This window comes from Citricoccus sp. K5 (assembly GCF_902506195.1).
In the GTDB taxonomy this organism is placed as follows: domain Bacteria; phylum Actinomycetota; class Actinomycetes; order Actinomycetales; family Micrococcaceae; genus Citricoccus.
The window spans coordinates 3,346,679-3,365,307 of record NZ_LR732817.1 but is presented as its reverse complement, the minus strand read 5'-3'; the positions used below and the strand labels follow the sequence as shown (position 1 = coordinate 3,365,307).

Below are 18,629 nucleotides of genomic sequence, written 5' to 3'. Positions count from 1 at the left end.
ACCGTAGGGTGACTGCAATCTGCGGACCTTCGTGGTCCCCGTCACACGCCCCGGTGAAAGCCGGCACACCTCTCGAACCAGGAGTACCCATGCTCGTCCTGCTGGGCTTCGCGATGGTGGCCACCTTCATGGCCCTCATCATGACGAAGCGGATGACGCCCTTGTTGGCACTGATCCTCGTCCCCACGATCTTCGGCCTGTTCACCGGCGCCGGGCTCGGCCTGGGGGACATGATCCTCGAGGCCGTCGGCCAGATGGCCCCCACCGCCGCGCTGCTGATGTTCGCCATCGCCTATTTCGGCATCATGATCGACGTCGGCCTCTTCGACAAGCTGGTCAACTGGATCGTCCGGGTGGTCGGCCACGACCCGGCCAAGGTGGTCATGGGCACCGCCCTGCTGACCGCCGTCATCTCGCTCGACGGGGATGGGTCCACCACCTTCATCGTGGTCACCGCGGCCCTGTTGCCGGTCTACCACCGCCTGGGCCTGAGCCCCGTGGTGCTGACCTGCGTGGCCGGGCTGACCAACGGCACCCTGAACATCGTCCCCTGGGGCGGCCCCACCGTGCGCGCCGCCGCCGCCCTGAACGTGGACGCCGCGGACATCTTCGTCCCGATGATCCCCTCGATGATCGTGGGCCTCGCCGTGGTCTTCGTCTTCGCCTGGTTCCTCGGCGTCGCCGAGCGCCGCCGCCTGCGCCGTGAGGACCCGGCCCGTTGGGGCCGTGCGGAGCAGAGGTTCGACGCCGATTCCGTCACCTTCGGCGGTCAGGGCACCACCGGCAGTGGTACCGATGACGCTGCGGGTCAGGGTTCAGGCGCTGCGGGTCAGGGTTCAGGCGCTGCCGGTGAGGGTTCAGGCGGCGCCGGTCGTCGCGGGCGCCGCTCCGGTGAGCCCGCGCCCACCGGGACCGTGGGCACCTCCGGTGAGGGTGCCGGCGTCGCGCTGATGGAACGCACCGAGACCGCCGATTCCCCTGCGGGGCCGGATATGTCGGATACCGCGTTGGACCCGAACCGGGAGACCCTGCGTCCGAAGCTGTTCGTGTTCAACCTCGTGCTGACCGCGGTCATCATGGTGCTGCTCGTGGCGGACATCCTGCCGCTGGCCTACCTGTTCATGATCGGCACCGCGATCGCCCTGCTGGTGAACTTCCCGAACGTCAAGAAGCAGGCCGAGGTGCTGGGCAACCACTCCTCGTCCATCGTCGCCGTGGTCTCCATGGTGTTCGCCGCCGCCGTGCTGACCGGCGTGCTCACCGGAACCGGCATGGTGGACGCGATGTCCACCTGGCTCGTGGACGTGATCCCGGACTCGATGGGCCCGATCCTCGCGGTGCTGACCGGCCTCATCTCCATCCCGGCCACGTTCTTCATGAGCAACGACGCCTTCTACTTCGGCATCCTGCCCGTGCTGGCCGAGACCGGCGCGCACTACGGGATCCCGGCCGTGGACATGGCGCGGGCCTCCATCACCGGCCAGCCGGTGCACATGCAGTCCCCGCTCGTGCCGGCGATCCTGCTGCTGGTCTCCATGGCCAAGGTGGATCTGGGCGACCACCACAAGAAGGTGCTCTGGCGGGCCTGCATCGTCTCGCTGGTCATGCTGGCCTCGGGTGTGCTCTTCGGGGTCATCGGCATCTACAACTGACCGCCCGGCCCACCCGAACCCAACCCAACCCAACCGTTGAGCCTGGAGGGATTCACGCCCAGACGGGTGAAATCGGTGAATCCCACCAGGCTCAACGTGGAGCTGCGGAGACCTCACCGTCGCGGTAGAACCAGGTGCCCTGGCGGCGCACGAAGCGGGATGTCTCGTGCTGGGTGTGCCGGCCCGCCGGGGTGCGGTAGTGGGCGGTGAAGGTGACCGAGCCGTCGTCGTCGAAGGGGCCGCCGCCGGCGGTGGACTCGACGTCCAGGCGCAACCAGCGGACCTGGTCACCCGACTCATCCGCCGGCCCGTCCAGGGCCAGTTGCGCCGGCCGGGTCTCAGGTGCCCACGTCGCCAACAGATAGGCCTCGGCCTCCGCCAACTCCCCCGTGGCAGCGAGCGCGAACGCCGCGTACCGCGAGCGCATCAGGGCCTCGGCGGTGGGGGCGGCCAGGGTGCCCTCCGCGGCGAACCTCCCGTGCAGGCGACCGCAACAGGAGCCGTAGACATCACCACCACCGCAGGGGCACCTGCGCTCTGCGGAGGCTCGGCCGGCGGCGTGATCCACGGGCGGGTTCTCGGACGTGTTCATCGTTTCAGCGTAGGCGGATCGGGCCGGCCGGTCACGGCTAGACTGAGTCAAGCCCTCACGCATACCACCGGGAGTCCTCCATGCCCACGATCGTCGTCGACGTCATGCCCAAGCCCGAGATCCTTGACCCGCAGGGCAAGGCCATCGCCGGGGCCCTGCCCCGCCTCGGTTTCACCGGATTCGCGTCGGTCCGCCAAGGCCGCCGCTTCGAACTGACCGTGGACGGCGAGGTCACCGAAGACGTCCTCGCCCAGGCCCGGAAGGCCGCCGAAGAGCTGCTCTCCAACCCGGTCATCGAGGACGTGGTCAACGTCGCCGTGCTGACCGAGTCGGCCCAGAATGAGAGCCCGAGCGCCCGATGACCGCGCAGAATACCGAACTGCCGCTCATCGGTGACTACTCCACCGCCGGGCCCGTCCTGACCGGCGCGCGCATCGGCGTGGTGACCTTCCCCGGCACCCTGGATGACCGGGATGCCGCCCGCGCCGTGCGCCTGGCCGGCGGCGAGGCCGTGCCCCTGTGGCACGCCGAACCCGAGGGTGCAGCGGCCCTGTCCTCCCTGGACGCCGTGATCATCCCCGGCGGCTTCTCCTACGGCGACTACCTGCGCGCCGGGGCCATCGCCCGCTTCGCCCCGCTGATGGACGCCATCATCGCCGCGGCCGGAGGCAGGGCCGGGAACGACGCCGGCTCGGGCACCCCGGGAGGTTCGGCCGCCGGCCTGCCGGTCCTCGGCATCTGCAACGGCTTCCAGATCCTCACCGAGTCGCACCTGCTGCCCGGCTCGATGATCAAGAACGAGAACCTCAAGTTCCTCTGCCAGGACCAGGTGCTGCGCGTGGAGAACAACGCGACCGCCTGGACCCGGGAGTTCACCGCCGGTGAGGAGATCACCGTGCCGCTGAAGAACCAGGACGGCCAGTACGTGGCCGACGAGAAGACCCTGGACCGCCTCGAGGGCGAAGGCCTGGTGACCTTCCGCTACGTCGGCGGCAACCCCAACGGCTCCCGCCGGGACATCGCCGGCATCACCAATGCCGCCGGCAACGTGGTGGGCCTCATGCCGCACCCGGAGCATGCCGTGGAGCCCGGCTTCGGCCCGGACTCCGCCGCAGGCATGCGCCTGGGCACGGACGGGCTCGGCATCTTCACGTCCGTGGTGGCATCGATCGCAGGAGGCGCCCAGTGACCACTGGTACCCAGAACACCCCGCCGGCAGACGCACGGCAGTTCAACATCGACACGGTGGAACACGCCGCCACCACCCCGGACACCGAGCTGCCCTGGGCTGAGTTGGGCCTGAAGCAGAACGAGTTCGACGAGGTCGTGAAGATCCTCGGCCGCCGGCCCACCGCCGCCGAGCTGGCCATGTACTCCGTCATGTGGTCCGAGCACTGCTCCTACAAGTCCACCAAGGTGCACCTGCGCCAGTTCGGGGACAAGCTCACCGAGGACATGAAGAAGGACCTGATGGTCGGCATCGGCGAGAACGCCGGCGTGACCAACCTGGGTGACGGCTGGGCGGTGACCTTCAAGATCGAGTCCCACAACTCCCCCTCCTTCGTGGAGCCCTACCAGGGTGCGGCCACCGGCATCGGCGGCATCGTCCGGGACATCATCTCCATGGGCGCCCGCCCGGTGGCCGTCATGGATCCGCTGCGCTTCGGGGCCATCGACCACGAGGACTCCCAGCGCGTGGTGCACGGCGTGGTCGCCGGAATCGGCGGCTACGGCAACTCCCTGGGCCTGCCGAACATCGGCGGCGAGACCGTGTTCGATCCGATCTACCAGGGCAACCCGCTCGTCAACGCCCTCGCGGTGGGCGTGCTCCGCCACGAGGACCTGCGTCTGGCCAACGCCTCCGGCGTGGGCAACAAGATCGTGCTGTTCGGCGCCCGCACCGGGGGTGACGGGATCGGCGGCGCCTCCGTGCTGGCCTCCGAATCCTTCGACGACACCAAGCCCTCCAAGCGCCCCGCCGTCCAGGTGGGCGACCCGTTCGCCGAGAAGGTGCTCATCGAGTGCTGCCTCGAGCTGTTCAAGTCCTCCCTGGTGGAGGGCATCCAGGACCTCGGCGCCGCCGGGATCTCCTGCGCCACCTCCGAGCTGGCCTCCAACGGCGAGGGCGGCATGCAGGTCGAGCTGACCGATGTGCTGCTGCGGGACCCCACCCTGACCCCGGGTGAGATCCTCATGTCCGAGTCCCAGGAACGCATGATGGCCGTGGTGAACCCGGCCAACGTGGAGGCCTTCGAGGCCGTCATGGCCAAGTGGGGAGTCGAGTACTCCTGGCTCGGCGAGGTCACGGACACCAACCGCCTCATCATCACGTGGGACGGCGAGACCATCGTGGACGTGGACCCGAAGACCGTGGCCCATGACGGCCCGGTCTACGACCGCCCGTACCACCGCCCCGCCGGGCAGGACGCCCTGGAGGCCGACCGCTTCCGCGACTCGGCAGCGGGAGCCGACCTGCCGGCGTCGGGCGATGCGCTCCGCGCCACGGTCCTGGAACTGATGGCCAGCCCGAACATGTGTGACAAGTCCTGGATCACCAGCCAGTACGACCGCTACGTGGGCGGCAACACCGCCCTGGCGGCCCCGGATGACGCCGGCGTGATCCGCGTGGACGAGGAGACCGGCCTCGGGGTGGCCGTGGCCACCGACGCCAACGGACGCTACGCCTTCCTGGACCCCTACGCCGGCGCGCAGCTCGCCCTGGCGGAGTCCTACCGCAACGTCGCCACCTCCGGCGCCATCCCGATGGCCGTCTCCGACTGCCTGAACTACGGCTCCCCCGAGGACCCGGAGGTCATGTGGCAGCTCGCGGAGGGCATCCGGGGACTCTCGGACGCCTGCCTCGAGCTCGGCATCCCCGTGACCGGTGGCAATGTCTCCCTGTACAACCAGACCGGCGCCAACCCGATCCATCCGACCCCCGTGGTGGCCACGCTCGGCAAGTTCGACGACGTGGGCCGGCGCACCCCCTCCGGCTTCCACGCGGAGGCGGACGGCCAGGCCGTGTACCTCATGGGCGTGACCCGGGACGAGCTGGACGGCTCCGAGTTCGCGAACCTGCGCGGGCACCTGGGCGGTGTGCCGCCGCAGGTGGACCTGGTCGCGGAGAAGCTGCTCGGCGACCTGCTCATCAACGCCTCCCGTGACGGCATGATCGACGCCGCCCACGACCTCTCCGAGGGTGGGCTCGCCGCCGCGCTGTCCGAGATGGTGCTGCGCTTCGGCGTGGGCGCGCGGGTCTCACTGGACGAAGTCCAGCACCGCGACGGCGTGGACGCCTTCACCGCGCTGTTCTCCGAGTCGCAGGCCCGCGCCCTCGTGGCCGTGCCGCGCACCGAGGAGGTCCGGTTCAAGGACATGACCACGGCCCGCCGCTTCCCGGTGGCCCGCATCGGCGTGGTGGACGCGGCCTCCGGCTCCCTCGAGGTGCAGGACCAGTTCACCCTGCCGATCGAGGAGCTGCGCGCCGCCTGGGCCGGCACCATGCCGAAGTACTTCGGCTGATCTGACCCCGCCAGGACACCCGCCCGACGCCGGCACCCACCCTGGGTGCCGGCGTCGGGCTTTTCTGTGGTGCCGGTTGCCCGGCAGCACTCCGCGCGGTGTCCGCGGGGAAGATCAGTATGCGGAGCGGGACTCGTTGGCCCGCCACGCCTCGAAAGGCGCGGCGGCGCGGTCCGTGGGATGGTGGACCACGGGCATGGCGTCCCGGCGTCCCGGTGCCTCGAAGTACTCGTAGAACGCGGCGTCGTCAAAGCCGGCAGCCGCAGCGTCATGACGGTCCGCCGCGAACACCACCCGGGTGATGCGGGACCACAGGGCGGCGCCCAGGCACATGGGGCACGGCTCGCAGCTCGCATAGAGCACGGCCCCACTCAGGTCGAAGGTCCCCAGTCCGAGCCCGGCAGACCGGATGGCCTCCACCTCGGCATGGGCCGTCGGGTCGTTGGTGACGGTGACCCGGTTGGTCCCCTGAAAGACCTGGCCGTCCGCGGACACCACGAGCGCGCCGAAGGGACCGCCGTTCGTTGCGGCATTGGACGCGGCCAGATCGATGGCCCGGGACACGTGCGCCTCGATGAGGGAGTTGGCGGCGGCATCCATCCCGGAGTCCGGCCGGGAGTCCGCCCCCGCAGGCACGCTTGCGGACACCTTCGTGTGAACGCCTGTGGTGCTGCCCGTGACCACGCGGGCCTGCTCGGCTCGCGGCCGGGGCCGGTCGATCTGCTCGACGCCGGCCACCGCACCCACCGGGATCGGCCCACCATAGACGTGGGGGAACCACTCCCCGCCGGGGTCCGCGGGTACTCCGGGCTCGAGAACCACCCGCAGACCGGCCCCGTGCAGGGTCTCCTCGTTCATGGTCAACAGGACCAGCGGCTCGGTGACGTCGGCATAGACGGCATCCAGGACCAGGGCGACCTGGCGCGGACCGGCACTGGCGTGGAGGAAACCGACCTTCTCGATAGACGCATCGCGGGTGGACCGGTCATAGAAGCCGATGTCCACCGCCCGTTCCCAGTCGGCGGCTGCGGCAATGTGCTGAATGGGCATGGGGCCCAGTGTGGCAGAAACGCTGTTATCCGTCTCCGGTCCCCAGCCCTCGCATCGGTGCTGGCAGGGGAGAACTACCAGGCGCCCTCACCGGGGCGAGTCAGCCGACCTGCAGCTCGCCCATCTCGTCCCAGCCCTCGCCCTCGATCTGACGGCTGACGATCTGGGGGGTGGCGGCCAAGAGCGGACGCATGGACTCCAGCCCAGCGGCGAAATGGTCGGAGGTGACGTGGGCTTCTCCAGCACCATCCTTGAAGGCCTCGACCAGGACGAACTCGTTCGGGTCCTCCACGCTGCGGGACCACTCGAACCAGAGGTTGCCCTCCTCGGCGCGGGTAGCGGACGTGAACTCGGCGACCGAGTCCAGGAAGGTGTCGGTGTATTCGGGCTTGACCTGGTACTTGACGACAATGAAGATCATGGGTCCAGCCTATCCAGTCCGGTGGACGCCGTCAGTACTCAACTATGCAGGGACGGGTCCTTCCGGACCTCGATCACCGGGCAGGTGTCCATGACCACGTCCAGCCCGGCGTCCACCGCACGCTGGGCCGCCTCCTCGTCGATCACCCCGAGTTGGAGCCAGACGGCCTTCGCCCCGGTCTCGATGGCCTGGTCCACGATCGCCCCGACCTTCTGCGAGTTCACGAAGCAGTCGACCACGTCGACCGTGCCGGGGATGTCCGCCAGCGCCCGGTAGCCGCGTTCGCCGTGGACCTCCTGTGCACCGAGGTTGACCGGGATGATCTCCATGCCCTGCTCGTCCCGCAGGAACTTCGCCACCCCGACGGCGGCGCGGCGCGGATTGGGCGTGAGCCCGACGACGGCCCAGCGGGCCCCACGATTCGTCAACAGCCTGCGGACGGTCGCCGGATCATTGGTGTGTGCCATGGGCCTACGGTACGCGGACGGACTCGGTTCGTCAGATCCTGGTTCCACGGCCTGAAGAACCGGCCCCGTCCCCTCCACTCGGAGGAGACGGGGCATGATCAGGAGGCTTGCCGTTCATCGGCCGGCATCACCGGGTCTCGCGGCCTGGCCAGTGCGGGACCCGTGCGATCGGTTCAGTCCTGCGCGCTGACCTGGCTCGCGTAGCTGTGCAGGATGACCGCGACCTCGCCGCGCGTGATCGGACGGTCCGTGCGGTAGGTCCCGTCCGCATAGCCTTTGGCCAGGCCGGCCTCCGCCATCCAGTTCACTGCCTCGAAGTGCGAGTCCGACAACGGGACGTCTTTGAAGCCGGTCTCGGTGAAGGTGCCGTCCGGATCCGCCGCCCGGTACAGGAACGAGGCGAACTCGCCGCGGGTCACGTCCCGGTCAGACTTGAACTCCCCGTCGACATAGCCGCTGGTGATCCCGTTGGCTGCGGCCCAGCCGATCGCCTCAAAGAACGTGTGGTTGGCGTCGACGTCCGAGAACGGTGCTCTGTCCGCGGTGTACTCCGGGCCCAGGTGGCGGAAGATGAACGCCAGCGACTCGCCACGGGAGATGTCCCGATCCTTCCGGTAGGTTTTGTCCGCATAGCCTTCGGTGAGGCCGGATTCCTGCATCCAGCGGACCGCCTCGTAGAAACGCGAGCCCTCGGGATTGTCGGTGAAGTCCTCGCTCACAGGGGGCTCCGGAGCCGCCTCCACCACGACGGAGCGGGAGGCGATGGCCTGGTTCCCGTTGGCGTCCTCAGCCACGTAGGTCAGGGTGTACGCCCCGGCGGTGGACGTGTCCACCGAGCCGATGACCTGCACCGACGCGGTCACGTCCCCATCGGTGTTGTCGGTCGCCGACACCCCGGCCAGAGGATCGAACTCGTCGCCCACCGTGAGGGTGGCTGCCTCCGGAACGGTCAGCTCCGGGGCAACGGTGTCGGTACCGGCCGCCACGGCGGTGAAGACGCCCATCTGCTCGGTCTCACCTGCGGCCAGGTCCTCGCCGGTCACGGCATCGCGGCTGGTGGCGTACCAGGCGTAGGTCTCACCCTCCGTCAGGCCGGCCCACTCGACCGTCGCCGGCCAACCGGACTTGGCCGTGGCCTCGCCGATCTCCTCATCGGTCGGCGTCGTGACCATGACCTGGTTGGTGGCGAAGGAGGTCTTGCGGGTCTCCAGCTGGATCGGCAGACGGGTGTCATCCTCGGTGCCGTTGTAGCGGTTGCGGTCGTCATACTCGGTCGCCCCGAAGTCATCCAGCAGCGGCGAGTAGGTGTCCACGGCCATCTCCGCGTTGTCCACGTCGATCTGCAGCAACCGGAAGAAGCTGGAACCGAACTGGAGCATGTCCGTGGCGGAGCGGCCGTCAACGCCGGTCAGGCCCAGTTCCTCGGCCGAGACCGTATAGAACTGGTAGTCGGCCAGCAGCTCGACCACGTTGTTGCCCTCGGTGCCGACGTCCTTGCGCACCTCGATGTCCACGCCGTGCTCGTGCCCGGAGAGCGCGAGGAAGACGTTGCTGTGCTTCTGGAGCAGCCCCTCGTCGATCTTCGCCCCGTCGTGGGAGAAGGTCGCGCCACGGCCATCCGGATTGGTGCTCGGCTTGCGCTGGGCATGGGTCATGATCATGGCGTTGCGGTCCGAGTACTGGTCCAGAACGCTGCTGGCCCACTCGATCTCCTCATCCGTCACGTCATAGGCGAGGTACACGGCGACGAAGTCCAGGCCGCCGGCGGTGAACAGGTCATAGTGGTTCTCGTTGTCCCCCTCCTGCCACGGCGTGTAGGTGGCGTCGGCGTCCTTCCAGCCCTGCGTCTGCTCCAGCGCCTCGTAGCGCTCGGGGCCGAAGTACTGGTTGTAGAGGTTGTCCGGGCCTACGTCCATGCCGGAGCGGTTGTCATGGTTGCCCGCGGTCACGCCGTTCGGGATCTCGGCGTCGTCCAGGATCTTCTGGGCCTCGGAGACGAACTCAAATTCCTCGACCGCGATCTGCCGGTATTCCTCCTCGTCCGCGCGCGGGGTACCGGTGTGCCAGTTCTCCATGATGTCGCCGGTGTGGGCGACATATTCAATCTTCATCTCCTCGGCGTTGGCAACGATCCACTCGGCCACGGAGGTGTAGGCGTCAGCCCAGACCGCCTGCTGCTCCTCGGAGTAGGCGTCCTCAGCAGCACCCTCGGCGAGGTACTGCGTGTCGGTGAAGTGCGCGAGCGAGAAGTCGTAGTCGGCCGGGTCCTCGAAGGAGTCGGCGACCTCGTTCTGCAGGTCGTCGGCGAAGGGGTCCTCACCGAGGACCAGGACCGAGGCCTGGCCTGCTTCGTCCAGGTGCTCTGCGCCCAGTGCACCGGACAGCACGAGTTCGCTCTCGTTGAGCCCGCGTCCGGTGGCCAGCTCGTCCCAGGACTCGTCCTCCGTGTTCCACAACAGCAGGTTGACCTGGCGGCTCGGGTCCACGGTTCCGGCCCAGCGCACCGACTGGTCCTCCGCGGCTTCGCCGACCTCGACGTCGAAGCGCTGGAACGGCATCTGTCCGGCGGTGGCGCTCAGGCTGTCCCCGGCCCCCTCGAGCTCCGTGTCCTCCGTGTAGTCGAACTCGAGCGTGGTCGGGGTCCCGTCCACGAGCCCCTGGAAACCGCCCTGGGCGACGTCCGCGCGGCCGCGGTAGAAGGTGGTGGTGACGTCACCGCCGTCGGGATTCACGGCCCGGGCGGACAGCGAGACCTTGCCGTTGCCCTGCCCGGTCTCGGTGCCGCCGCCCACCGGGATGGAGCCGGACGTGAAGGTGACCGACTCGGAGATCGGCAGGCCGAAGACGGTCTTGCCCTCGATTGAGATGGTGTGTTCACCGGCGGCCATACCGGAACCGATGACCTGGCCCGGCTCGATCGGCTCGCCATCGAGCGTGTAGGAGGTGCCGGCGGCGACGAGGCCGGGGTTGGCCCACTCGGCCCCGAACTCGGTGGCCCGGGTCAGCTCAGAGCCCTCGTCCGGGGTGGTGGACTCCAGCACGGCCTCCTGTCCGCGCAGCCCGTCGAAGGAGGCCACGTTCATGGCCGCCACCTGCTGGGCGTCCAGGGCGTCGCTGAAGATGCGGGCGGAGGCGATGGTGGAGGTGGAGTGGAACTGTGAACCACCGTTGGAGGAGTCGGCACCGATCGCCAGGTTGTGGGCCTTGGCGTTCGGGGGCCACTTGATCTCGCTGTTGGCCGTATTGACCTCGGCTGCCAGCTCCCCGTTGACGTAGAGCTTCGCGGTCTTGGACTCCCCGTCGAAGACGCCCACGGCGTGGTACCACTCGTTCGGCTCGATCTCGACGCCGGCGTTGTGATAGCTGCCGGTGTTGACCGCGAAGGTCAGCTTGTTGGCATACATGGTCATGGAGAAGCCGCCGGCTTCCTTGTTGGCGCAGAGGTTGGTCTCGCCGGAGGTCGGCAGCGCACCGTTGTAGCGGAAGGTGCATTCCACCGTCATCGAGTCGCCGAGCGTGGCGTACTGCTCACCGAGGGGGTAGAGCAACGCGTCATCGCCGTCGAAGGTGGCCGTGTTGCGGCCCAGTGCGGCGTCCTGCTCGATCACGGGCTGGCCGTGGGTGGTGACGGGCAGCCCCTGCACGGTCTCGGCGGCGGTGCCGTCGGCGAAGTCCACATTGACGACGTCGGCCTCGGGCGCCTCGATCACCACGGAGTTGGCCTCGTTGAGTGCCGCGATCTGATCGGCGGTGGCGGGAGCGCTGAACAGCCGGGCGGAGTCGATGGTGGCGATGGCGTGCTGGCCGGGCTGTCCGGGTCCGCTGTCCGCGCCGACCACCATGTTGTGGGCGGTCTCGTTCGGCGGGACGGTCATCGGACCGCCGGCCTGGGCTTCGGCGGCCAGTTCACCGTCGAGGTAGAGCTTCACGGAGTCGCCGTCGTAGACACCGGCGGCGTGGTACCAGTGCTCGGCCTCGATGTCGGCCCAGGCGAAGGTGTACCCGCCCTCGGCATGGACCATGAATCCGGCCTGGTCGCCCTTGACGACCATGGCGAAGCCGCCGGCCTCCTTGTTGCCGCAGAGGGTGTCCTCCCCGGTGGTGTCCGCGGCATCGCGCTTGAAGCTGCACTCGACGGTGAAGCCGTCGGTCAGCTGTCCGTAGTCGGACTCGGTCAGCGCGTAGGAGTAGGCGGACTCCCCGTCAAAGCCGGCCACCGAGCGGGCCAGGCTGCCGTCAATGGAGATCTGTGGGGCACCGAACGTCTCGACAGTGCGGTCCTGGGCGGCGTCCGCGGGGGTGCCGTCCTCGAATGTCACGTCGAGGAGGTCGGCGTCTGGGGCGGCCACGGCTGCGGTGGCATTGTTCACCGCCGGTGCGAGGGGAGCAGCGGAGGCAGCCGCGACCGGCATGAGCGCACCGGTGGAGGTCAGGCCGACGGACAGGGCGAGGACGGCAAGAGGCAAGCGCTTGGCGGTCATGATCCATTCTTCTGTTGAGGGGGCCGCCCGAAGGCAGCAGAGCGGTGATGACCCTCAGACGGTAAGGAGCTGTGTTGAACGCCAGCCTCTTCCTGCGTGAACGATGGAAATCAGGACCGTGAACCCGAACGCCCACCGAAGAGGCCCCGAGCCACCCGGGTCCACCCGGAGCCACCCCTGAGATGGACCCGGAACCGGCCCGGAATAGTCCCCAGGTGGGATGTTCGGTCTCGGGCGGCGCAGTAGGTTGAACGGGTTCCGGGAAATCACGCCGGATCACATCGGCAGGGCCGGACGCGGATATCGGCGTCCGTTGCCCTGTGTTGCCCAGGGGAGAATCATGAGCATGGTGGAGACCACCACTGAACAGGTGAGCCTCGGAGCTGGGCTCCCGGACGATCCGGAGCATCCGGACCACCAGCGCCACCTGCACCTGCACCGGCGGGGCCATGCTCCGCTCCCCCGCCCCCAGGACGCTGTGCTCACCGTGCGCGGCCTGGCCCCGGCCGCCGTCGCCGAACGCGAGGAGAAGGGGCTCGTCAACCGCCAGCCGCGGGACACCTCCCGGTCCATCTGGACGATCCTGCGCGTCCACATCCTGACACTGTTCAACCTGGCGATCGCCACCTGTGCCGTGGCCATCATCGTGCTGGGCCGCTGGTTCGACCTCGTGTTCTGCCTGGCCGCCGTGGCCAATGTGGTCATCGGCGTGACCCAGGAGTACTCGGCCAAGCGCAAGCTCGATGCCATCGCCCTGCTCCACCAGGACGCCGCCCACGTGCTCCGCGACGGTACCGAGCACCCCGTTCGGCTCGAGGAGATCGTGCTGGACGACGCCGTGGTGCTGCGCCGCGGCGACCAGGTCCCCGCCGACGGGGTGGTGCTGTCCGCCGACGGCCTGGACATCGACGAGTCCCTGCTGACCGGCGAGGCCGACGCGGTCGGCAAACGCCCCGGTGATGCCGTCCTCTCCGGCTCCGCCGTCCGCTCCGGGACGGGCCTGATCCGGGTCACGGCCGTCGGGCCGGACTCCCATGCCTCGCGCCTGGCCACCGAGGCCCGCCGCTTCTCCAAGATCCCCTCCGAGCTCCGTGGCGCGCTGGACACGGTGGCCACCTGGCTGACGATCGCGCTGGTGCCCATCGCCGCACTGATCGTCAACGGACAGGTCCAGGCCGTGGGTGGCTGGACACGTGCCCTGGAACAGGACGCGATCGAACCAGCCGTGGTCGCCTCCGTCGCCGCGATCACCTCGATGATCCCGCAGGGCCTGGCCCTGATGACCACCATCTCGTTCGCGGTGGCCGCCCTCAAGCTGGCCCGTCAGGAGGTGCTCATCCAGGAGCAGCCGGCCGTCGAGATCCTGGCCCGGGTGGACACGGTGTGCCTGGACAAGACGGGCACCCTGACCGAGGGGCGGATCGTCTTCGACGGCTCCACGGACCTCACCTCCGGCCCAGCCAGCTCGACCGGTCTCCGTTCCGCCGGGGCATTGGTACTGGGCTGGTTCGGCACCGACGCGAACGCCAACCCCACCGCCCTGGCCCTCGCGGACGCCTACCCCACGCGGCCCACCGTGGCACCCACGGACCAGGTCGCCTTCGCCTCGGAGCGGCGGTGGTCCGCCGTGGCCTTCGGCCCCGCACCCCTGCACGACGCCGGCACCGGCGGGGATATCCCGTCCGGCGATGCGGTGCACGGGGCCTGGGTCCTGGGTGCCCCGGAGGTCCTGCTCCCGGCGTCCGGCAGCGGCCTCGATGCCGACCGGCGCGAGCACATCGAGGCGCTGTGCGACGAGACCACCAGCCATGGGCTGCGCACCATGGTGCTGTGCCGCTCCACGGAACCGGCCGGCGTCGGGACCTGGTTCGGCGGGGGCCGGGGTCTGCCGCCCGCGCTGGATGCCGTGGCCCTGCTGACCTTCCGCGAGAAGGTGCGCGACGACGCCCGTGAGACCCTCGAGTACTTCCGCGAGCAGGACGTCGAGCTGAAGGTCATCTCCGGTGACCATCCCCGGACCGTCGCTGCGGTGGCCCGCGAGGTCGGCATGGACGTCCAGGGGGACGGTTATGACGCCCGCAATCTGCCCTCCGATCCGGAGGAGCGCCGGATGGTGCTGCAAGAGCACTCCGTGTTCGGCCGGGTCTCTCCCGAGCAGAAGAAGGGCATGGTCAGCGCCCTCCAACAGGACGGCCACGTGGTGGCCATGACCGGGGACGGCATCAACGATGCCCTGGCCCTGAAGACGGCGGACTTGGGGATCGCGATGGGCAACGGGGCACCGGCCACCAAGGCGGTCTCCCGCATGGTGCTGCTGGACAGCAGGTTCTCCCGCCTGCCCTCGGTGCTGGCGGAGGGCCGGCAGGTCATCGCCAACATGGAGCAGCTGGCGCACATGTACCTGACGAAGACGGCCTATGCCGTGCTGTTCGGCGTGGTCTTCTCCCTGCTGGCGTGGCAGTACCCGCTGCTGCCGCGCCAGGCCTCCACCGTCGATTTCCTCATGATCGGCCTGCCGACCTTCTTCCTGGCGCTGGTGCCGAACCAGCGCCGTTACGTCCCCGGATTCCTCGGACGCGCCCTGCGGTTCGCGATCCCCTCCGGCCTCGTCATCCTCGCCGGGCTGCTGGCCGTCAATGGGTATGCCCGTTGGTTCGCCGGCTACTCGGATGAGGCCACGGGGCTGGCCGGTGCCGTGGGCGCGGTGTCCCTGCAGCAGGTGCAGACCGCCTCCGTGATCACCCTGACGCTCATGGGACTGTGGGTGCTGAACCTCATCTCCCGGCCCCTGACGAAGTGGAAGCTAACCCTCGTGGCCGCCATGTACGCCCTGCTGCTGCTCGTGCTCCTGATCCCCGCGTCCCGGGAGTTCCACCAGTTCGAGATCCCGCCCGTGGACCTGACCCTCGCCGCCGTGACAATCGGTGCGGTCGCCTGCGTCCTGCTCGAGGGAATCCACCAGTTCCACCGTCGGCGCCACGCGTCGGCCACCTCACCGTGACGTCACGAACCCGCTGACGAGGGCGAACATTACGCCGCGTACTGCCGGGTAGAAGCCCTCCGCCGCTACACTCGGTATCTTGCCGGCCGTGCCGCAGCGGCGGCGATGATGGCGACCCGTCCAGCAACCGTTCGGATCCCGATTCCAAGGAGCATCCCCATGGCAGCACCCAGCCCCGGCTATTCCATTTCCCTGCGCGTGGAGACCCCCGTGTCCTTCACCGCGACCTCTGACATCGCCACCGCCGTGGCCGGCACCGGTGCCGCCGTGACCGGCCTGGACGTGATCGAGTCGCACCACCGGTTCATGACCGTGGCCGTCGGCTGTGACACGGTGGACGCGGCCCATGCCGAACGCGTCCGCGAGGCCGTGGACGCCCTCGAGGGCATCACGGTCCATGAGGTCACGGACCAGACCTTCCAGCTGCACGAGGGCGGCAAGATCGAGACCACCCTGCGCGTGCCGCTGCGCACCCGGGACGATCTCTCCCGCGCCTACACCCCGGGGGTGGCCCGCGTCTGCAAGGCCATCGCCGAGGACAAGGAGCTGGCCCGCCTGTACACCATCAAGAAGAACACGGTGGCCGTGGTGACGGACGGGACCGCCGTGCTCGGCCTGGGGGACATCGGCCCCGAGGCCGCCATGCCCGTCATGGAGGGCAAGGCCGCCCTGTTCAAGCAGTTCGCCGGCGTGGATGCCTGGCCGGTGGCCCTGGACACCAAGGACACCGAGGAGATCATCAGCATCGTCAAGGCCATCGCCCCGGCCTATGGCGGCATCAACCTCGAGGACATCTCCGCCCCCCGCTGCTTCGAGATCGAAGCCCGGCTGCGCGAGGAACTGGACATCCCCGTGTTCCATGATGACCAGCACGGCACCGCGATCGTGGTCCAGGCAGCCCTCACCAACGCCCTGAAGCTCACCGGCAAGAAGATCGAGGACGTCTCGATCGCCGTGGCCGGCGTCGGCGCGGCCGGCACCGCCATCATCAAGCTCCTGAAGGCCTCCGGGGCCCGCCACATCGTGGCCGCCGGCCGGGCCGGGATCATCGAGCGCGGCTCCCAGCATGCCGATGCCAACCGCCAGTGGCTCGCGGACAACACGAACGAGGAGGGCTTCTCCGGCTCACTCAAGGAGGCTGTGATCGGTCGCGACGTGTTCATCGGCGTCTCCGCCCCGAACCTGCTGGATGAGGCCGATGTGGCGGCCATGAACGAGAACTCGATCGTGTTCGCCATGTCCAACCCGGACCCGGAGGTGCACCCTGCCATCGCGTCGAAGCACGCCGCGATCGTGGCCACCGGCCGCTCGGACTTCCCGAACCAGATCAACAACGTGCTGGCCTTCCCCGGCTTCTTCCGCGGACTGCTGGACGCCGGGGCCTCGGACATCACTGACGAGATGCTCGTGGTGGCCGCCGAGGCCATCGCCGGGACCATCACGGACGAGGAACTGAACCCGAGCTTCATCATCCCCTCGGTCTTCGACCCGGAGGTCTCCCTTCGGGTGGCCGCGGCCGTGGCCGAGGTCGCCACCCCGCGGGGCTGAGCACCCGTTTCCCGACGCGCGGGCCCCGGCCGGTTCTTCCGGTCGGGGCCCGCGGTGTCAGACCGGTCCCCGTGACCTGTGCCGACCGGTGCCCGACGGCGTCAGACCGGTAGCGCGGCGCTGAGACGGGGGACCGCCCTGGCCACCGGGCCGGGCAGCTCTCCGAACGCCGTGACCTCGACCGGCTGGCCACGCCGCGTGGGCCTCTTCCAGGTCCCCACTGCGTGGCCGCGATGCAGCACCGTGCCCTTGAACACCCCATTGCGTCCGGGGACCACGAGCGCCTCCTCGTCCCTCGTCAGCACCGCGGAACGGTCCTGGTAGCCGAGGACGATCTCGTCGAACCCGGGCAGCAGGATCGGTGCAGCGGTGGTTCGGGCCCGCTCTGCGTGCCGGTCCGGCAGGTCCGGGACCATCCAGTGCTCCCGCCCGTCCACGTCCGCGGACAGCAGGTCCGGTTGAAGGTCCGCCAGTGCCGCGCGCGCCGGGGTCTTGCCGATCTTGGACCACCAGCAGAAGTCCTCCACCGTGGCCGGGCCGTGGGAGCGCAGGTAGCGCAGCAGCAGTTCGCGGACTCCGTCCTCGCGGTCTCGTTCCCGACCGGGCAGCCGACCTGGCGCGACTCCCGATGCCCGTGCAGAGCCGATCCACTCGGTGGCCAGCACGATGCGTTGTTCCCGCCCCTCGGTGGGGCCGAAGCACAACACGCCGCGCAGTGCGAGGAAGAAGATCAGGTGGTACCCGCGGCCCTCGTCCACGGGCAGTCCCTCCTGGGCGAACTGGGCCAGCAGCCGGGAACGGGTCAGTCCCGGGCCGGCCAGCGCTCGGAGTGCGACCGTCTCGGCCCGTTCGAGTACGCCCGAGTCCAGGCCGAGCTCTCGGCGGCGCCGTTCGCTCGCCTTCAACGTCTGGCCCGCAGTGAGGTCCAGGATCCAGTTGAGGTCCTCGGCCGCCACGGCGAACAGGGTGCCGCGCATCGGCCAGGACCGGACGATGGTTCCCGCATCGTAGGCCTCGCGGACCGCTGCGGTGGACCGGCTCGAGCTGCGCAGGGCCAGGGACACGGTGGACCCCGGGTAGTCCTGGCCCTGGGTGCACGTCAGCCATCGCGCCGCCTCGGCGGCCGTGGGCAGCGGATCGATCAGCCCCTGGGAGATCAACCGCATCCGTGCCACCTGTTCGGAGCTGAGAATCAGCATGCCCCCTCCTTCGCTGGGGACAGTGTGCCACGGAGCCGTAGGACTGCGCCGACTGCCGCTGTAGTCGGCACCATGCCTGAGGAAAGGCTGTGAATCCCCCGGTGCCCGGCTGTGCACCGATTGACCTGACTCCGCCCGCGGTGAAGACTCGGGACATACCCGAGCGGTCACCCCGCCACGGGCAGACGCCACAAAGGAGACGACATGAAACGATTGATCACCCTCGGCATCGGCGCGGCCCTCGGATATCTCCTGGGTAGCCGCGAAGGACGAAAGAACCTCGACAAGTTCGCCAAGAACGCGCAGAGCTTCTGGAATGACCCGAAGACCCAGGACCAGGTGCAGAAGGCCACCTCGGCTGTGAAGGACCAGGCTCCGGTTGTGGCGGACAAGGCGGCGGGCCTGGCGGACAAGGCCACGGACGCCCTGAAGGACAAGGCGCCGAACCTGGCGGAGAAGGCGGACAAGGCCAACGCCGCCGCCCACTCGGCCACCGAGAAGGGGGCCAACGCCGCCCAGGGGCTGGCGGACAAGGCCTCTGATGCCGCAGAGAAGTCCACCGGCAAGCACGCCACGGGTGACGCCAACGCCTCGAGTGGCCAGAGCACGGCGAAGTCCGCGAAAGGCGACACGCTCTCGGATCCGTCCCAGTCCCTCGAGACCGAGGGCGGCGGACCGGACCGCTACTGATCCGGC

Annotated in this window: 13 protein-coding genes and 1 pseudogene; 7 read left to right on the top strand and 7 right to left on the bottom strand. The window is 69.1% G+C overall.

Annotated elements, in window-relative coordinates; translation table 11 throughout:
* Window positions 1–89: 89 nt before the first annotated feature.
* A complete protein-coding gene (locus tag BOSE125_RS15120) occupies window positions 90–1,652 on the top strand; it encodes a CitMHS family transporter (RefSeq protein WP_159553866.1) in 1,563 nt (520 codons plus the stop codon).
* Between the two features lie 91 nt (window positions 1,653–1,743).
* Here BOSE125_RS15120 and BOSE125_RS15115 read toward each other — a convergent pair whose 3' ends face one another.
* On the bottom strand, window positions 1,744–2,244 hold the full coding sequence (locus tag BOSE125_RS15115) for a YchJ family protein (RefSeq protein ID WP_159553864.1): 501 nt from the start codon (window positions 2,242–2,244) through the stop codon (window positions 1,744–1,746).
* Window positions 2,245–2,324: 80 nt separating this feature from the next.
* Here BOSE125_RS15115 and purS point away from each other — a divergent pair, with 80 nt between their 5' ends.
* Genes purS through purL form a run of 3 tightly spaced genes read left to right on the top strand, consistent with a single transcriptional unit; the run spans window position 2,325 to window position 5,766 of the window.
* Window positions 2,325–2,606: a phosphoribosylformylglycinamidine synthase subunit PurS gene (purS, locus tag BOSE125_RS15110; RefSeq protein WP_159553862.1), complete on the top strand. Its 282-nt coding sequence runs from the start codon at window positions 2,325–2,327 to the stop codon at window positions 2,604–2,606.
* Entirely contained in the window at window positions 2,603–3,433 is an 831-nt protein-coding gene (purQ, locus tag BOSE125_RS15105) for a phosphoribosylformylglycinamidine synthase subunit PurQ (protein WP_115932292.1), read from the top strand. Before purS ends, purQ begins: the two co-directional genes overlap by 4 nt.
* Complete coding sequence (gene purL, locus BOSE125_RS15100; RefSeq protein ID WP_159553860.1) at window positions 3,430–5,766, top strand: phosphoribosylformylglycinamidine synthase subunit PurL; 2,337 nt, start codon at window positions 3,430–3,432, stop codon at window positions 5,764–5,766. The genes purQ and purL overlap by 4 nt, the downstream gene beginning before the upstream one ends.
* 114 nt (window positions 5,767–5,880) lie before the next feature.
* Here purL and BOSE125_RS18045 read toward each other — a convergent pair whose 3' ends face one another.
* From BOSE125_RS18045 to BOSE125_RS15080, 5 genes and pseudogenes are all read right to left on the bottom strand, one after another.
* On the bottom strand, window positions 5,881–6,366 hold the full coding sequence (locus BOSE125_RS18045; protein WP_236558204.1) for a nucleoside deaminase: 486 nt from the start codon (window positions 6,364–6,366) through the stop codon (window positions 5,881–5,883).
* Window positions 6,367–6,507: 141 nt separating this feature from the next.
* A pseudogene (locus BOSE125_RS18040) lies at window positions 6,508–6,816 on the bottom strand (DUF952 domain-containing protein); the annotation flags it as partial.
* Between the two features lie 100 nt (window positions 6,817–6,916).
* Entirely contained in the window at window positions 6,917–7,237 is a 321-nt protein-coding gene (locus BOSE125_RS15090) for a putative quinol monooxygenase (protein ID WP_115932295.1), read from the bottom strand.
* Between the two features lie 38 nt (window positions 7,238–7,275).
* Window positions 7,276–7,704, bottom strand: coding sequence for a CoA-binding protein (locus tag BOSE125_RS15085; RefSeq protein ID WP_159553856.1), 429 nt, complete (start codon window positions 7,702–7,704; stop codon window positions 7,276–7,278).
* Window positions 7,705–7,877: 173 nt separating this feature from the next.
* Window positions 7,878–12,185, bottom strand: coding sequence for a LamG-like jellyroll fold domain-containing protein (locus BOSE125_RS15080; RefSeq protein ID WP_159553854.1), 4,308 nt, complete (start codon window positions 12,183–12,185; stop codon window positions 7,878–7,880).
* Between the two features lie 340 nt (window positions 12,186–12,525).
* On the opposite strand from BOSE125_RS15080, the gene BOSE125_RS15075 reads away from it, so the two are divergent.
* Together BOSE125_RS15075 and BOSE125_RS15070 are read left to right on the top strand one after the other, a co-directional pair.
* Complete coding sequence (locus BOSE125_RS15075; RefSeq protein ID WP_236558055.1) at window positions 12,526–15,186, top strand: HAD-IC family P-type ATPase; 2,661 nt, start codon at window positions 12,526–12,528, stop codon at window positions 15,184–15,186.
* 159 nt (window positions 15,187–15,345) lie between these two features.
* Window positions 15,346–16,734: an NADP-dependent malic enzyme gene (locus BOSE125_RS15070; protein WP_159553852.1), complete on the top strand. Its 1,389-nt coding sequence runs from the start codon at window positions 15,346–15,348 to the stop codon at window positions 16,732–16,734.
* Between the two features lie 101 nt (window positions 16,735–16,835).
* On the opposite strand, the gene BOSE125_RS15065 is transcribed toward BOSE125_RS15070, so the two are convergent.
* Window positions 16,836–17,933 (bottom strand): winged helix DNA-binding domain-containing protein, encoded by a 1,098-nt coding sequence (locus tag BOSE125_RS15065; protein ID WP_159553850.1) that lies wholly within the window; start codon window positions 17,931–17,933, stop codon window positions 16,836–16,838.
* A gap of 204 nt (window positions 17,934–18,137) precedes the next feature.
* Between BOSE125_RS15065 and BOSE125_RS18035 the strand changes: the two genes are divergently transcribed.
* Entirely contained in the window at window positions 18,138–18,623 is a 486-nt protein-coding gene (locus BOSE125_RS18035) for a hypothetical protein (protein WP_236558053.1), read from the top strand.
* Window positions 18,624–18,629 lie beyond the last annotated feature (6 nt).

Coding starts and splice junctions, on each gene's coding strand:
- BOSE125_RS15065 (WP_159553850.1), bottom strand. CDS start 17,933: ATGCTGATTCTCAGCTCCGAACAGGTGGCACGGATGCGGTTGATCTCC.
- BOSE125_RS15080 (WP_159553854.1), bottom strand. CDS start 12,185: ATGACCGCCAAGCGCTTGCCTCTTGCCGTCCTCGCCCTGTCCGTCGGC.
- purQ (WP_115932292.1), top strand. CDS start 2,603: ATGACCGCGCAGAATACCGAACTGCCGCTCATCGGTGACTACTCCACC.
- BOSE125_RS15070 (WP_159553852.1), top strand. CDS start 15,346: ATGGCAGCACCCAGCCCCGGCTATTCCATTTCCCTGCGCGTGGAGACC.
- BOSE125_RS15090 (WP_115932295.1), bottom strand. CDS start 7,237: ATGATCTTCATTGTCGTCAAGTACCAGGTCAAGCCCGAATACACCGAC.
- BOSE125_RS15120 (WP_159553866.1), top strand. CDS start 90: ATGCTCGTCCTGCTGGGCTTCGCGATGGTGGCCACCTTCATGGCCCTC.
- BOSE125_RS15075 (WP_236558055.1), top strand. CDS start 12,526: ATGAGCATGGTGGAGACCACCACTGAACAGGTGAGCCTCGGAGCTGGG.
- BOSE125_RS15115 (WP_159553864.1), bottom strand. CDS start 2,244: ATGAACACGTCCGAGAACCCGCCCGTGGATCACGCCGCCGGCCGAGCC.
- BOSE125_RS18035 (WP_236558053.1), top strand. CDS start 18,138: ATGAAACGATTGATCACCCTCGGCATCGGCGCGGCCCTCGGATATCTC.
- BOSE125_RS15085 (WP_159553856.1), bottom strand. CDS start 7,704: ATGGCACACACCAATGATCCGGCGACCGTCCGCAGGCTGTTGACGAAT.
- purS (WP_159553862.1), top strand. CDS start 2,325: ATGCCCACGATCGTCGTCGACGTCATGCCCAAGCCCGAGATCCTTGAC.
- BOSE125_RS18045 (WP_236558204.1), bottom strand. CDS start 6,366: ATGGATGCCGCCGCCAACTCCCTCATCGAGGCGCACGTGTCCCGGGCC.